The sequence below is a fragment of the Natrinema salsiterrestre genome (assembly GCF_029502005.1).
GTDB lineage: Archaea > Halobacteriota > Halobacteria > Halobacteriales > Natrialbaceae > Natrinema > Natrinema salsiterrestre.
Genome location: NZ_JAMQOT010000002.1, coordinates 63,840 through 78,111, shown reverse-complemented (window position 1 = coordinate 78,111; position 14,272 = coordinate 63,840). Strand labels below are relative to the sequence as shown.

Genomic DNA, 14,272 nt, shown 5'->3' with positions numbered 1-14,272 from the left:
ATGATCGGGTTCACGGACGCGAGTCTCGCAGTCGCGGTAATCGCTCAGGCGGATCCCGGCGTCGAGGTCGATATCGGAGCGACCGGCGGGCTCCTCGGCGGCGCGATCAGTGCTTTTCTGACCACGCTGGTCGTCGGCGCGATCCTGATCGCGATCCGTCCCGAGTACACCGACCGGATGATGGGGAACGTGCTCGAGGATCCCGTGGGGACCTTCGCCTACGGGATCGTCTCGCTGATAGCGATCGTGCTGGTGACCGTGCTCCTGTTCGTCACCATCATCGGGGCCATCGTCGCAATTCCGCTCGCCCTGGCCGCGTATCTGATCTGGGCGGTCGGTGCTGCGATCGCGTACCTCGCGATCGCCGACCGACTCGTCGGGCGCAACGACGACGAGTGGTTCAAACGTCTGCTGGTCGCCGCCGCCTTGAGCGGCGCGCTCGCACTGACCGGCGTCGGCGGCATCCTCGCGATCTGTATCGGCGCGGCTGGCTTCGGCGCAGTTCTCCGGGACGTTCTCGAGTGAGTGGGTGAACAGTAGCCACGTCACCACGGCAGGTATCGCCGGAGCCGAGCCGCCAGCGACGACCGGCGGCGCACTCGCAGCGTCGTTCCCTCGGCGTCGAACACCGCTTCCGACGCGGGGATCCGCTCGCCGTCCGGCAGCTCGAAGTACTGCTCGCCGGCCGGAACCGTCCCGCCGCTGCTCGCGCCGAACAGCGTCTTCGATCTGCCCGTCGGTTCCGGTACGGGTTCGCTGTACTCGATTTCGTACACCGTCTCCCCGTCCTCGGTCGTCTTCCGCCAGTCGACGATTTCGCGGGTCTCGCTCGTCCCGATCATGCTCGAGCGACCCTCGTCGTCGGACACTGAGTCGCGGTGACAATCACGCTCGTTGGGTACTCGCTATACCTCCCTAAAACCCGCCGGCTGTCGCGTCGGGAGCGACGGTACCGAGCCGAACCCGTCACCCGAGATCGACCGGATCGACCTTCAGGTACTCCCGCGAGACGACCGTCGCGTACGATCCCTTCGGGAGCGCGAACTCGAGGGTCAGCGGCTCGGTCTCGAGGCGCAGGTCCGTCCGGAGGAGCATCGCGCGGCGCGTTCCGCTCGAGTCGAACTCCCCGGGCAAGTCGAAATCCGCCGGCTCGAGGCCCAGTTCGTCGAGCACGGCGCGTTCGATCTCGCCCTGCTCGCCGTCGGCCAGTTCCGTCTCGGTGCCGACCAGCGGCGCGGTGACGAACGCCCGGCCGCGCTCGCAGTGGCGGGTCACCGAGTCGACGCGGCGCTCGTCGACGCGCTGGAGCCGGTCCGTGTCGGGGAGTTCGAGTCCGTCCGGTGCGTCGGTATCGGCGAAGCAGACGACGTCGCCCGCGACCGGGCGATCGAAGGGCAGACCGCGCTCGAGGCGCTCGCTCAGCATCAGGTTGAACGCGTATGACTGTGCCGCGTGGACGAACAGCCGCTGGAGGTTCGAGGGGACCCGCTCGAGGGCCTCCCGGAACTGTTCGGGACCGGGCTCGCCGTCGTACTCGGCCAGCGCGTGGATCATCGAGCGCTCGTAGCGGAGGCGGTGTGGCACCCGCTCGAGCGCCTCCTGCCAGTTGCGACTCTCTTCGACGAACGCTCTGGCTTCCTGCGTCCCCTCCGGTTCGGCCTCGGTCGGGTTGCCGAGATAGGCCATCACTGCCCCCTCCCAGTCGTCGCGAGCGATCGCGAGGCCCACTTTGTGGGTAACCGGCCGGCGGCTCCCGAAGCGCTGCTGGCCGAAGAAGTTGGGGACGCCGATCGACGCGTCGGTTTCGGCGTCCGAATCGACGTCGCCGTCGTCGGCCTCGAGGCCGCCGAACTCGCTCAACTCCTCGGTGATCGCAGCGGCGTTGTCCGGGCGCTCGGGATCGGTGACCACGAGTTCGAACTCGTTGCCCGCGAGATCGCCGAACTCGAGGTTTCGGCCGGCTCGCCCCAGGACCTCGATCTCGACCCCGTCGATCTCGGGGAGATCCACGGGATCGGCCCCGTAGACCGAGAACAGCTGCGTCGTTATCGCGTACTTGTCCTTCGTCCCCGCCCAGTTGACCTGCTCGCGGGAGGTCCCGAGCGCGTCCGACAGCCGCGAGGCGAAGTCGTTGGTGTCCCACCCCTGCAGCGTGGCTCGGAAGACGAGGTGCGGGTAGGCGTCCGTCGGCGCGTCGACCGGCTCGGTGTCGAAGCGCTCGAGTTCGCGCACCCGAAAGTCCGCGTCGTCCTCGCGAAGGCGGCCGCCGACGCCGTCGGCGTCGCTGACGTAGTACTCCATACCGACAGCCTGCTCCGTGGGGTGGCCCGAGCGCATACTGATTGGCGACGATTCGAGTGCCGGGCGTAAATCGGTTCGTTCTCGCGGGCGAGCGCTCTCCGATCGATCCCGTCAGTCCGTCTGCGGGATCGACCGCGCGCCCAGCGCGAACGCGACGACCGCGAGGACGGCGAGAATCGCGAGGTTCGCGAGCGCGGGGTCGACGCCGGCCACCGCAGGCGTCTCCGACCCCGAGTAGGTCGCGGCCCGCACGCCGCGCGCGAAGTACGTCAGCGGCGAGAGGTTCACGAGCGGCTCGAACCAGCCGGGAAGCTGCTCGAGGGAGACGAAGGTCTCCGAGAGGAAGAGCAAGGGGAGCCCGATCCCGTTGCTGGCGGCGACCGCGCCGTCCTGCGAGTCGGTGTAGCTGCCGAGCATCGCGCCGACGCCGCAAAAGCAGACGACGCCGACGAGGACGTACGGCACGAGCAGCGGCGAGAAGACGATCTCGGCGCCGGTCAGCAGTATGACGAGTCCGAGGATGAGCAGGCTGGCGAGCCCGATGATCGCCGCGTTGACGACCGTCTGGGCGAGCAACCACTCGCCGCGGGTCAGCGGCGTCGTCGCGAGCTTCTCGAAGCGGCTCCCCTCGCGGTGGCGCGCGACCTCGCTGCCCATCCGCGACAGCGGCGTGAAGAGGACGACGACGGCGAGGTAGCCCGGCACGTAGAACGCCGCGGGCTCGGTGAACAGGCCGCCGCCCGCGGGATCGGTGCGGATCAGCGCGCCGAAGATGACGATCAGGATCACCGGGAAGAAGAAGGTGAAGAAGACCGCCGTCCGGCGGCGGACGAACGACCGCCAGCCGGCGCTGGTCTCGGCGCGAACGCGCCCCATCCGACTCACGCCGTCTCACCCGCCTGTGCGAGATCCGATTCGCCGGTTCCGCCGTCCCCGCCGCCCAGTCGATCCGTTCGCTCCCGCTCGGTCGTGTCGGCCAGCTCGAGATAGACGTCCTCGAGGTCCGGTTCGGCCCACGAGAGCTCGGTGTACTCGATATCGCGCGCCTCGAGGTAGTCGACCACCGTTCCGATCGCGGCGGGATCGACGTCCCGAACGACGACCGCGCTGTCGGGGCTCCGGCCCCGTCCCTGATTCGGGCGTTCGACCGGGTACTCGAGGTCGGCGAAGGCGGCCGGATCGGCCGCCGTCTCGATCGTGAGCCGGCTCGAGCCGCCGTGGTCGCGGACGAGGGCTTCGGGCGTGCCCTGCGCGACGAGGCTCCCGTCGGCGAGCAGGCCGACGCGGTCGGCGAGGCGTTCGGCTTCGGCCATGTCGTGCGTCGTGAGGACGACAGTGGTCCCATCGGCGGCGAGGTCCTCGATCAGTCCCCAGACGGTGCGACGACCGGCGGGGTCGATGCCGGTCGTCGGCTCGTCGAGAAAGAGGAGGTCGGGATCGTTGACCAGCGCGGAGCCGACGCAGACCCGCCGTTGCTGTCCCCCTGAGAGATCCTCGTACCAGGTCTCGCCGGCGTCGACGAGACCGACGTCGGCGAGGACGTCGTCGGGATCGCGCGGGTCGTCGTAGAGTCCCGCGTAGTAAGACAGGAGTTCGCGGGCGCTGAGGCGGGCCGGCGGCGAGAACTCCTGTGGCAGGACGCCCAGCCGGTCGCGATCGACGGCCGCCGGCGACTCGCCGAGGATCCGCGCCGTTCCCGTGTCGGGCTCGGTCGTCCCCGTCAGTGCGCGAACGAGCGTCGTCTTGCCGGCCCCGTTCGGCCCGATCAGTCCGAACACCTCGCCGCTCTCGACGGACAGCGACGCCCCCGACAGCGCCACCGTCTCGCCGTAGCGCTTCTCGAGGTCCGTCGCATCGACTACGGCTGTCATACGGGTCGGTAGCTGCGGGCGGCGGGTAAGCGGTTCGATTCCGCCGATACCGATCCGGGTCGCTTGCGCGGCGGTTATTCAGTCACAGCGCGAGCGCCCGAGTACCGAGCATCGCCCACGACTCCACGAGCGCAAGATCTCGGTGGCGGACTCGAGCCGATCAGTCGGTCGCTTCCGGCGCGTCGACCGTCTCCGGATCCGGATTCTCGACGACGTGGCGATCCGGCAGGTCGGGGACGGGCTCGCGGCCGACCGTGAAGAACCGCTCGGTGCGCGTCAGTTCCTCCGTCGCGGGGCTCGGTTTCGTGAACCGTTCGAACTCGACGGCGACGCCCGTCGCATCGGACGCGGTCTCGCTCTCCGACTCGGGCGCGATGCGAACGGCGGCCAGCTGGTACGACGGGTAGAACACCGGCGGGAGGACGCCGATGATCCCGTCGCGACGGTGGAGGCGCTTGAGCCACGTGCCCGTGTTGACCAGCACGCCGCCGTCGACTTCCGTCAGCATCGGGCGGTGAGTGTGCCCGAAGCAGAAGATCGTCGTCTCCGGCTCCGCCGCGAAGACCTCGCGAGCGCGCTCCTCGTACGATTCGACCGGATCGACGGTGAGCTCCGTCTCGAACACGCCGAAGCGATCGATCGTCTTCCTGATGTCTCGACGGATGAAGTACAGCGGAATCCCGATGAGCAGGAGCAGCCCGGCAACGGCGACGTTGAGCGTGAGGAGGAACCAGGCCGCGGTGCCGGCCCTGCCGAACTGCTCGAGGAACGCCTCCGTCCAGGTGACCGGGAGCGACCAGATCCCCGTCAGATGCAGTCCCGCCAGCACCGCGAGGAGGGCGCTGATATTGAACAGCAACAGGAACGGCACCAGCGAGTAGCGTATCAGCGGGTTCATCTCCCGGTAGAAGTACTTCGAGAGGAGCCAGATCGGCATCCGCTCGGTCGGGGTGACCGCCTGCACGTCCTTCAGCCAGTTGTACCGGCCGCGGTCGGAGAGCTGACCCGCCCGGCTCGTCACGAGCGTGTTGTAGTAGTAGCCCAGCGGCGTCGCGTAGGGGTTCCCCCAGTCCTCGATCCGGTTGTTGGCGTCCTGCTGGTGGCCGTGCTCGAAGTGAATCGCCTGATCGCCGACCGGTCGAACGATCGACTGGTCCTGGACCAGGTCCACGTTGTACGCCGCGAACCGATCGACGTACTCGTCGTACGCCGCGAGCTCGTGGTCGTGATTCCCCGGCAACAGCGTGACGGGGATATTCTCCCCCGTCGCTCGAAGTTGCTCGAACAGCTCCGGGTACGTCTCTTCCAGGACCTCGAACTTCTCGAGCCCGTCGACCGTCGTGAACTCCCAGAGCCCGAACGCGTCGCCGTTGATTATCAACTCCGCGTTCTCGTCGGTCCGCGCCAGTCGCTCGAGGAAGGCGCGCAACTCGCCGAGGAACTCGACGTCCTCGAGCTGTTCGTCGCCGCCGATGTGGAGATCGCTGATCACGTAGTAGACACGATCATCGTCGTCCGTCTCGGTGGCCATCGTTCCCAGCCTGTGGCTCCACGGCGAAAGCTGTTGCCGTCCGCGTCTCGCAGCGTGCCGCGGTCGAGGTCGCCCCCGGCTCGCGGCCCCGAACCGATCGGGTTCACTCGGCGCTCCGCCGGCCGAGCGGCGGCAGGGCGGGGTCGTCGACGTCGGACCCATCGACGCCCGAGATTTCGAATCGCGCACCGCCGTCGGCGGCGTCGGTCACCGCGATCGACCAGCCGTGGGCCCTGGTGACGTCCCGGACGATCGCGAGACCGAACCCGGTCCCGTCGGTAGCCGTCGTATATCCCTCTTCCAGCACCGACTCCTTCCGGTCGTCCGGAATCCCGGGGCCGTCGTCCTCGACGTAGAACCCGGTTCCGTCGGCCAGTCGACCGACGCGAACGGTCGGACTCGCACGGCCGTCCTCCGTCTCGCCGGGCGTTCCGTGTTCCAGACTGTTCCGGAACAGGTTCTCGAAGACGTTCAGCAGTCGGTCCCGGTCGGCCACGACCGACCAGTCGTCGCCGAGTTCCAGCGTCGCGTTCCGCGTCTCGACGTTCGCCCACGCGTCCTCGGCGACGGCCGAGAGATCGACGGCTTCGGTCTCCGTGATCGCCTTGCCCTGCCGGGCGAGCGCGAGGGCGTCCTCGATGATATCGCCCATCCGGTCGTGCGAGCGGTCTATTTGCTCGAGGTGCTCGACGCTGACCGTCACGTCCGCCGGCCCGTCGTCAGCGTCGGTGTCCTCGATCTCACTGACCATCGTCTCGAGATAGCCCTGAGCGACGTTGAGCGGATTTCGGAGGTCGTGGGAGACGATTCCCGCGAACCGGTCGAGCCGTTCGTTCTGATACTCGAGTTGCTCCGTCTGGAGTTCGAGTTCCTGTTCCCGCGCTCGGAGTTGGTCCTCGCGGCGTTTCTGTTCCGTGATGTCGTGAATCAGGGCGACGTGTCCGACGGGGTCGTCGTCGTCGTCGCCGAGTGCCGAAACCCGAACGTCGTAACACCGCTCTCGGTCGTCGAGCCGGATCCACAGTTCCTCCCGGAGTTCGCGGACCGGCTCCGTGCCGTCGAGGACGGCCTCGAGGTCGCCGGCTCGGAGGACGATCTCGGACGGAACGAGCGCCGTCACGTGTTTGCCGACCGGCCGGCCGCCCCCGGCCAGCCGCTTTGCAGTCGAGTTGACGTCGACGACGCGATCGTTCCGGTCGAAAACGATAATTCCGTTGTCGACCGCTTCGACCACGAAGTCCCTGGCCAGCGGCACCACGGTTCCGCGTTGCAGGCTCAGAACTGCGAGCACCCGATCGACGGGGACCTTCCTGGCGACCGTGATGCTCGAGGTCCCGACGATGAGCAGCGTGCCGAACGCGAGATAGGCGAGCGGCAACAGCATGAAGTGAGGCGGGGCCGGACTCACCTCTGCGAGCGAAAAGAGCGTCATCGACGTGGAGCCGACGGTGGCCACGATGATAACGAAGGAGATCCGCCGATAGACGTTTCGCGAGCGCAAGATCTTCAGCGAGAGCATGGTGCTATGGACGACCACGAGCGCGTACGACAGTCCGAAGACCGCGTACGTCCCCCACTGCAAATCGTACTCGAGGAGAGAGATCGAGCCGTGCGCGACCCGCGGATCGACGAACATGTACCCGTGAACGTGGTTCGTCGCGACGAGAACCAGCGTTGCGACGGGAAAGAGGAAGAGAGCGACGAGACGAGGGCGGGTGAGCCAGTCACCGCGACCGGTAAAGTGAATGACGAAGCACAGTGTCGAAACGGTCAGCAACGGTGGCACCACCAGGAAGGACCGAAACCAGAACAGCTTCAGCTCCAGCGGGACGCTCGAGACGGTACATACCGTCAGCAACGCCCACAGCCCGACCGAGACCTGAACGATAGCTCCCCAGGTTTCGACCGGCCCCGATCGGTGTCGCCACGTGACGACCGCGCCGGCGATCCCGAGGAGTGTCGCGAGTACCAGCGGGACGGTGTACGGCGTCAGTTGCCACGTCATAGCGTGCGCGGAGATCGTTCTTCCTACGTCTCTCCCAAGCGGGCATAAAGACGGCGGCCGTCACCGAGGGACGGATCGCGCTCACGGTATTCGCGACGCAGCGACCGGCGGCCCGGTATCGGATCCTGCCCTCGCAGGCTCAACCGTTACCCCCCGATTCGTGGTAGGGAGTCGGGAATGACCCAGCTCGGATACACCCTCTCGAGCGAGGAACACGGCCCGAACGAGCTCGTCGATATCGCCCGCCGCGCCGAGGACGCCGGCTTCGACTTCCTCTCGATCTCGGATCACTTTCACCCGTGGGTCTCCCGACAGGGAGAGTCCCCGTTCGTCTGGTCGACGCTCGGCGGCATCGCGACGGTGACCGACGACATCGAAGTGGGCGTCGGCGTCACCTGTCCGACGATCCGGATCCACCCGGTCAACGTCGCTCACGCGGTCGCCACCGTCGACGAGATGCTCGGCGATCGGTTCACGTTCGGCGTCGGGACGGGAGAGAACCTGAACGAACACGTCACCGGCGAGCACTGGCCCGAGCACGGCGTCCGCCTCGAGATGCTCGACGAGGCGATGGCCGTCATGCGCTCCCTCTGGACCGGCGAGACGGTGAGTCACCACGGCGAGTACTACACGGTGGAGAACGCGCGTCTCTACACCGTGCCGGACGAGCGGCCGACGACGATCGGGAGCGCCTTCGGCCCGCAGACGGCAGAGTGGGTCGCGGAGGCGGCCGACGGGCTGTGGTGTTCGGGCCCCAAATCCGAACCGGTCGAGGCCTACGAGGACGCCGGCGGTGACGGCCCGAAATACACCCAGCTACACGGCTGCTACGCCGACAGCGAGGACGAAGCGATCGAGACCGTGCACGAACAGTGGCCCAACGGTTCGATTCCGGGCGAGCTCGGGCAGGAACTCCCGACGCCGGCCCACTTCGAGCAGGCGGCGGCGATGGTCGAGAAAGAGGACATCGCCGAGGCAGGTACGACTACCGAACCCGATCCGCAGGCCCACATCGACAGCATCGAACAGGCGATCGACGCCGGCTACGACCACGTCTATTTCCACCAGATCGGGGACGAACAGCGGAAGGCGATCGAGTTCTACGAGCAAGAGGTGCTGCCGTCGTTCGAGTGAGTTCTTGTCAACGAAACCATATCCGACGGAGATACGAACACGAATACGCGACAACCGATCTCGAGGACTACCACGGCGCATTGAGCGAGGCGACAGCAGCCGAACTCGAACGCATCGTTTCCGATCGCCGCCGGTGGCGCGCGATGGCCCGTCACGAACGGGTTACGCGGATCGAAGCCGGATTCGACTGACCGATACCGGTTCGCCGCTTCCACATTCGTTTTCCATCCCGCGGGCGAACCGCTGCCCATGGAGTACACGACGCTCGGCGAGACGGGCACGACGGTATCGAAGCTCTGTTTCGGCACGTGGCGCTTCGGAAAGGAGAGCGACGGAACCGTCGAGACGAACCGCGAGGAGGCCCACGACCTCCTCGACGCCTGCTGGGAGCACGGGGTCAACTTCATCGATACCGCGAACGTCTACGGCGACCCCAACGGCAAGAGCGAACGCTGGATCGGCGAGTGGCTCGCGGATCGGGGCCACCACCGCGAAGACGTCGTCCTCGCCTCGAAGGTCTACTTCCCCTACGACGGCCGGGGCGAACCCGGCCCGAACGACTCCGGACTCGGGCGCAAGCACGTCCGCGCCCAGATCGAGGGCACCCTCGAGCGACTCGGCACCGACTACCTCGATCTCTACTATATCCACCGCTGGGACGACGACACGCCGATCCGGGAGACGATGCGGACGCTCACCGAACTCGTCCGCGAGGGGAAGGTCCACTATCTTGGTGCCTCGAGTATGGCCGCCTGGAAGCTCACGAAGGCGCTGTGGACCAGCGACGTCGGGGACCTCGAGCGGTTCGACGTCACCCAGCCGATGTTCAACGCCGCGAATACCGACGACGTGGGCGACTATCTCGACGTCTGTGCGGATCAGGACGTCGCCGTCTGTCCGTACTCGCCGCTGGCCGGCGGATTTTTGACCGGAAAGTACGAGCGCGCCGAGGACGGCACCGTGATCGCGCCCGACGGCGCTCGCGGCAGCCTGACGGATCTGTTCGAAGATCGCTACACCAGCGAGACGGCGTGGGAGGTCCTCGAGGCCGTCGAATCGGTCGCCGAGGAAGTCGGTGCGACGCCCGCGCAGGTCTCGCTGCGCTGGCTGATGGACCAGGATCGGTTTACGTGTGTCCCGATCGTCGGCGCGCGGACGCCCGACCAGCTCGAGGAGAACGTCGGCGCGGTCGAGGTCGACCTCAGCGACGAGCAGTTCGAGCGCATCGACGACGCTCGCGGTGCGGACGAGAGCGGGTATCGCTGAGGCAACTGATCGTTGGGATCCGGATTCCGTTCTGCAGCGGAGAATAGACGACAGCAACCGTCCTGCTATCGTGGCAACAGGGAATGGCCACGCCCTCCCCAACCGATTCGCTCGTTCCACTCGCTCATCCCTCGCACGTCTTCGTCCCGTGGTTCGCTGTCGGCTCACCACGGGACAGCGCGCGCCAACCCACTTTCCCTCTACTGTCTGTCGCCGGCCGTCGGCTCGAGCCCGATCCGATAGTCGGTCAGGTTCTCGTAGCCGTCTCCGGTAACGACGACCAGATCCTCGATGCGGACGCCGCCGACCGCGGGATCGTAGATCCCCGGTTCGATCGAGATGACGTGACCCGGCTCGAGTTCGCCGCCGGCCGGTGAGACGCTGGGTTCCTCGTGAATGTCGAGGCCGACGCCGTGGCCGGTGCTGTGGATGAATCCCGTCTCGGTGTCGGGGTCGCTCCGGAGCGTCGCGTAGCCCGCATCTTCGATCACGTCGCAGGCCACGTCGTGAACCTCGGCACCGGTGACGCCGGCCGCGACGGTCTCGAGTGCGGCCTCGTACGCCTTCCGGGTGACATCGTACCGACGTCGGGCCTCGTCGCCGGGATCGCCGCGGGCGAACGTCCGGGTCATGTCCGCGAAGTAGCCCGTCTCCTTGTCCCGCGGGAAGATGTCGACCACGATTAGCTCGTCCGGCTCGAGGGGCCCGCTGCCGCGGTCGTGGGGATCCGCGCCGTCGGCCCCGCAGGCGACGATAGTCTCGTCGAGCGCGCAACCGTGACGGAGCAGGGTGATCTCGATCTCCTCTGTGACGTCTTCGCTGGTGAGCGGCTCGCCGTCGCGGACGAGGATACCGTCTTCCACGTCTGCAGTCGCGATCAGCTCCTCCGCGGTCGCCATCGCGGCCTCGTTGGCCCGCTGGCTCGCTCGAATCTGGTCGACCTCCCACTCGGTCTTCACCGCGCGGATGTCCGTCACGATCCCCTCGCGTTCGACCGTCACCGCGAGGCCGTGCTCGCGGAGTCCGTCCGCGGTTCCCGTGGGGAAGTTTCGCGGGACGGCGACGGACCCGACGCCGTGGTCCTCGAGAAAGGCCGCCAGCATCCGGATCTTCCCCTCGTACTGGCCGTGTTCGGCGACCAGTCGCTGGTAATCGTACGCGGCTCGCCGGGTGACCGAGTCCGCGCTCGCGTCGGTACTCGCGCGACCGTACTCGAGGCCGGAGACGAGCAGGTGAACGCCCGCCTGGGTGACGAGCGTCTGGTAGGGATCCGGCGCGGTGAAGCCGGAGACGTACCGCTGGTCCGAGTCCGACGCGTCGTCATCGATCAGATAGCCGTCCAGTTCCTCGGCCTCGAGGTAGTCCCGTAGCGGGGAGAGGTCGACGTCCACGTTCATGAACGGATGTGTGAGAGCAGCGAACATAATACCGGGGATCCGGCCCGTCGCGGATCGACGCGAACCCACACTCTTATCAATTGATATAACTATCAGTCCCGTATGAAACGTCGTGGGATGCTGGCAGCGGGGGCCGCAGTCGCGCTCGCGGGGTGCGTCGGGTATACCGACCGGAACGACGAACCGCCCTCGAGCGAGGACCTCGTCGAGGATGCGATCGAGACGCGTCGTCACATGTCCTCCCTCGAGGCCCGTCGGGTCATGACGGTCGAAACCCCGGACGAAACCGTCGAACGGGTCGAACGCGTCGCTCGTCGGCCGCCCGCGAAACAGCGCATCGAGGTCCTCGAGTCGACGGATCCGGACGTTCCGGCTGGCTCCGTTACCGTCACGAACCGGGCGACGACGTGGGAGTACAACCCGTCGGCCGAGACGGTCGACAAGCAGTATCATCCGAACAAGGTCGATACGGACAGCACGCGGCTCGTCCTCGAGACGCTCCTCGAGGACTCCCGTCTCAGTCACGACGGCACGGAACGCATCGACGGCCGGGAGGCACACGTCATCGAGACGCGGCCGCCGGTCGACGATATCGGGCCGACGATCGATCTCGTCGTCGGGGATACGACGTACGTCGTTCCGCTGCGAGCGACGGGCGACCTCGAGGAGCTGGACGTGTCCCGAACCGTCTGGATCGACGACGCGTACGGGTATCCGGTCAAAGAGCGGAACGCGATCAGCGACGACGGCGAGACGCGTCACGAGCTGACCGTCACGTACGAGAACCTCTCGATCAACGAGCCGCTCGAGTCGGGAACCTTTACGTACGAGCCGCCGTCGGACGCGACCGTCGTCACCGACGGTCCCGAACCCGAGGGAGTCTTCGACTCGCTGCCGGCCGCCGAAGACGCCGTCCCGTATCCGCTCCCCCAGCCGGACGTGCCCGAACCCTACGTGCTCGATCGGGTCACAGTCGTCGAGAAGGCCGAACGATTCGGGACGACCGCGACGCTGTGGTACAACGATCCGAACGTGATCGCGAAAGAGCTCTTTGTCGCCGTTCGGGAGGTCCAGCGGTTCAGACCCGACGCGCTCGAGGAGATCGAGTTCGACGGCCACACGGCCTACCGCCGCGACGGGCGCATACAGAGCGTCTTCTGGGCCTGCGACGACCTGAACTACGAGGTCTCGAGTCTCATCGACGGGGAACCGCTGCTCGAGATCGCGTCGTCGATCGGCTGTCCCTGAGACCCGTCGCCACCGGACGCTCGAGCGGACACCGGCGCTCGAAAACGTCCACAATCGGTACCGTCATAGGCGGACCGTGCGACACGTCGAGCATGAACGTCACGATCGCGCCCTCGAGCGTCGCGGGGACGGCGCGGGCACCGCCATCGAAGAGTTACACGCACCGAGCGATCCTCGCGGCCGGCTACGCCGACGAGGCGATCGTCCGCGACGCGCTCTGGAGCGCGGACACGCGGGCGACCGCTCGCGCAGTGGACCTGTTCGGCGGCGACGTCGATCGACGCGAGAACGGGACCCTCGAGATCGAGGGCTTCGACGGCCGCCCCGAGGTCCCGGCGGACGTCATCGACTGCGCGAACAGCGGCACGACGATGCGGCTCGTCACCGCGGCGGCGGCCCTGGCCGACGGTACCTCGGTACTCACCGGCGACGAGTCGCTGCGGTCGCGGCCACAGGGGCCGCTGCTCGAGGCGCTCGGCGACCTCAGTGCGACTGCGTACAGCACCCGCGGGAACGGGCAGGCCCCGCTGGTGGTCACCGGTCCCCTCGCGGGCGGCGATGTGTCGATCCCCGGCGATGTCTCTTCCCAGTACATCACTGCCCTGCTGATGGCCGGTGCGGTTACCGAGGACGGCCTCGAAATCGAGCTTGAGACCGAACTCAAGTCCGCCCCGTACGTCGACATCACGCTCGAGGTGCTCGCGGATTTCGGCGTCGAAGCGCGGACGACGGACGCCGGGTTCGCAGTCGACGGCGGGCAGTCCTACGCTCCCGCCGGCGGCGAGTACGCCGTGCCCGGCGACTTCTCATCGATCTCGTACCCGCTGGCGGCCGGTGCGATCGCCGGCGAGGGTGGCGTCCGCATCGAGGGCGCACAGCCCAGCGCGCAGGGCGATAGCGCCATCGTCGATATCGTCGAACGCATGGGTGCCGATGTCGACTGGGATCGAGAGGCGGGGACGATCGACGTCTCTCGGGCCTTCCTTTCCGGGATCGAGGTCGACGTGGAGGACACGCCCGACCTCCTCCCGACGATCGCGACCCTCGGTGCGGTCGCGGACGGCGATACTCACATCACGAACGCCGAGCACGTTCGCTACAAGGAAACCGACCGGGTGAGCGCGATGGCCGAGGAACTCGGCAAAATGGGCGTCGAGACGACCGAAGAACGGGATTCGCTGACGGTCCACGGCGGTTCGTCCGAGCTCGAGGGCGCGACCGTACGGGGGCGAGCGGACCACCGGATCATCATGGCGCTCGCGCTCGCGGGGCTGGTCGCCGACGGCGAGACGACTATCGAGGGTGCCGACCACGTCGACGTCTCTTTCCCCGGCTTCTTCGGCCTGCTCGAGGAACTGGGTGCGGACCTCGAGCGGCGGGAATAGAGCAGTCACTGAACCGATTCGCACACTGATCGCAACGCCGTCGTTCGATTCGGTGTACTGAGACGTTCAGTGGCCCCGATAGCTGCCGGCCCCGGTGGCTGGTATCCGCCGGTTTCCAATCGATGCCGATCTCC

Annotated in this window: 12 protein-coding genes; 5 read left to right on the top strand and 7 right to left on the bottom strand. The window is 67.3% G+C overall.

What is annotated here, in order from left to right; genetic code table 11:
* The gene (locus NDI89_RS05825; protein WP_277520575.1) at positions 1–525 is read left to right on the top strand and encodes a DUF8173 domain-containing protein; all 525 of its coding nucleotides are present in this window, start codon (positions 1–3) and stop codon (positions 523–525) included.
* A 20-nt stretch (positions 526–545) separates the two neighbouring features.
* On the opposite strand, the gene NDI89_RS05820 is transcribed toward NDI89_RS05825, so the two are convergent.
* From NDI89_RS05820 to NDI89_RS05795, 6 genes are all read right to left on the bottom strand, one after another.
* Positions 546–842 carry a hypothetical protein gene (locus tag NDI89_RS05820; protein ID WP_277521300.1) on the bottom strand — a complete coding sequence of 99 codons (297 nt, stop codon included), beginning with the start codon at positions 840–842 and terminating at the stop codon, positions 546–548.
* Positions 843–966: 124 nt separating this feature from the next.
* Positions 967–2,337, bottom strand: a complete 1,371-nt coding sequence (truD, locus tag NDI89_RS05815; protein WP_277520574.1) for a tRNA pseudouridine(13) synthase TruD — start codon at positions 2,335–2,337, stop codon at positions 967–969.
* A gap of 75 nt (positions 2,338–2,412) precedes the next feature.
* Positions 2,413–3,186 carry an ABC transporter permease gene (locus tag NDI89_RS05810; RefSeq protein WP_277520573.1) on the bottom strand — a complete coding sequence of 258 codons (774 nt, stop codon included), beginning with the start codon at positions 3,184–3,186 and terminating at the stop codon, positions 2,413–2,415.
* On the bottom strand, positions 3,183–4,172 hold the full coding sequence (locus tag NDI89_RS05805; RefSeq protein ID WP_277520572.1) for an ABC transporter ATP-binding protein: 990 nt from the start codon (positions 4,170–4,172) through the stop codon (positions 3,183–3,185). Before NDI89_RS05805 ends, NDI89_RS05810 begins: the two co-directional genes overlap by 4 nt.
* 160 nt (positions 4,173–4,332) lie before the next feature.
* Entirely contained in the window at positions 4,333–5,703 is a 1,371-nt protein-coding gene (locus NDI89_RS05800; RefSeq protein ID WP_277520571.1) for a metallophosphoesterase, read from the bottom strand.
* A 103-nt stretch (positions 5,704–5,806) separates the two neighbouring features.
* On the bottom strand, positions 5,807–7,708 hold the full coding sequence (locus tag NDI89_RS05795) for a histidine kinase N-terminal 7TM domain-containing protein (protein ID WP_277520570.1): 1,902 nt from the start codon (positions 7,706–7,708) through the stop codon (positions 5,807–5,809).
* Positions 7,709–7,885: 177 nt separating this feature from the next.
* On the opposite strand from NDI89_RS05795, the gene NDI89_RS05790 reads away from it, so the two are divergent.
* Together NDI89_RS05790 and NDI89_RS05785 are read left to right on the top strand one after the other, a co-directional pair.
* Complete coding sequence (locus tag NDI89_RS05790) at positions 7,886–8,842, top strand: TIGR03557 family F420-dependent LLM class oxidoreductase (protein ID WP_277520569.1); 957 nt, start codon at positions 7,886–7,888, stop codon at positions 8,840–8,842.
* 249 nt (positions 8,843–9,091) lie between these two features.
* The gene (locus NDI89_RS05785; RefSeq protein WP_277520568.1) at positions 9,092–10,108 is read left to right on the top strand and encodes an aldo/keto reductase; all 1,017 of its coding nucleotides are present in this window, start codon (positions 9,092–9,094) and stop codon (positions 10,106–10,108) included.
* Between the two features lie 200 nt (positions 10,109–10,308).
* Here the strand turns inward: NDI89_RS05785 and NDI89_RS05780 are convergent, their stop codons facing one another.
* Positions 10,309–11,505 carry a M24 family metallopeptidase gene (locus NDI89_RS05780; protein ID WP_277520567.1) on the bottom strand — a complete coding sequence of 399 codons (1,197 nt, stop codon included), beginning with the start codon at positions 11,503–11,505 and terminating at the stop codon, positions 10,309–10,311.
* A gap of 102 nt (positions 11,506–11,607) precedes the next feature.
* On the opposite strand from NDI89_RS05780, the gene NDI89_RS05775 reads away from it, so the two are divergent.
* Together NDI89_RS05775 and aroA are read left to right on the top strand one after the other, a co-directional pair.
* Entirely contained in the window at positions 11,608–12,753 is a 1,146-nt protein-coding gene (locus NDI89_RS05775) for a LolA family protein (protein ID WP_277520566.1), read from the top strand.
* 92 nt (positions 12,754–12,845) lie between these two features.
* Positions 12,846–14,138 (top strand): 3-phosphoshikimate 1-carboxyvinyltransferase, encoded by a 1,293-nt coding sequence (gene aroA, locus NDI89_RS05770; RefSeq protein WP_277520565.1) that lies wholly within the window; start codon positions 12,846–12,848, stop codon positions 14,136–14,138.
* The last annotated feature ends 134 nt before the right edge of the window (positions 14,139–14,272 follow it).

Excerpts from the sequence above, each read along its gene's own strand:
- NDI89_RS05795 (WP_277520570.1), bottom strand. The coding sequence starts at position 7,708 with ATGACGTGGCAACTGACGCCGTACACCGTCCCGCTGGTACTCGCGACA.
- NDI89_RS05820 (WP_277521300.1), bottom strand. The coding sequence starts at position 842 with ATGATCGGGACGAGCGAGACCCGCGAAATCGTCGACTGGCGGAAGACG.
- NDI89_RS05805 (WP_277520572.1), bottom strand. The coding sequence starts at position 4,172 with ATGACAGCCGTAGTCGATGCGACGGACCTCGAGAAGCGCTACGGCGAG.
- NDI89_RS05825 (WP_277520575.1), top strand. The coding sequence starts at position 1 with ATGATCGGGTTCACGGACGCGAGTCTCGCAGTCGCGGTAATCGCTCAG.
- NDI89_RS05785 (WP_277520568.1), top strand. The coding sequence starts at position 9,092 with ATGGAGTACACGACGCTCGGCGAGACGGGCACGACGGTATCGAAGCTC.
- NDI89_RS05775 (WP_277520566.1), top strand. The coding sequence starts at position 11,608 with ATGAAACGTCGTGGGATGCTGGCAGCGGGGGCCGCAGTCGCGCTCGCG.
- truD (WP_277520574.1), bottom strand. The coding sequence starts at position 2,337 with ATGCGCTCGGGCCACCCCACGGAGCAGGCTGTCGGTATGGAGTACTAC.
- aroA (WP_277520565.1), top strand. The coding sequence starts at position 12,846 with ATGAACGTCACGATCGCGCCCTCGAGCGTCGCGGGGACGGCGCGGGCA.
- NDI89_RS05780 (WP_277520567.1), bottom strand. The coding sequence starts at position 11,505 with ATGAACGTGGACGTCGACCTCTCCCCGCTACGGGACTACCTCGAGGCC.
- NDI89_RS05800 (WP_277520571.1), bottom strand. The coding sequence starts at position 5,703 with ATGGCCACCGAGACGGACGACGATGATCGTGTCTACTACGTGATCAGC.
- NDI89_RS05790 (WP_277520569.1), top strand. The coding sequence starts at position 7,886 with ATGACCCAGCTCGGATACACCCTCTCGAGCGAGGAACACGGCCCGAAC.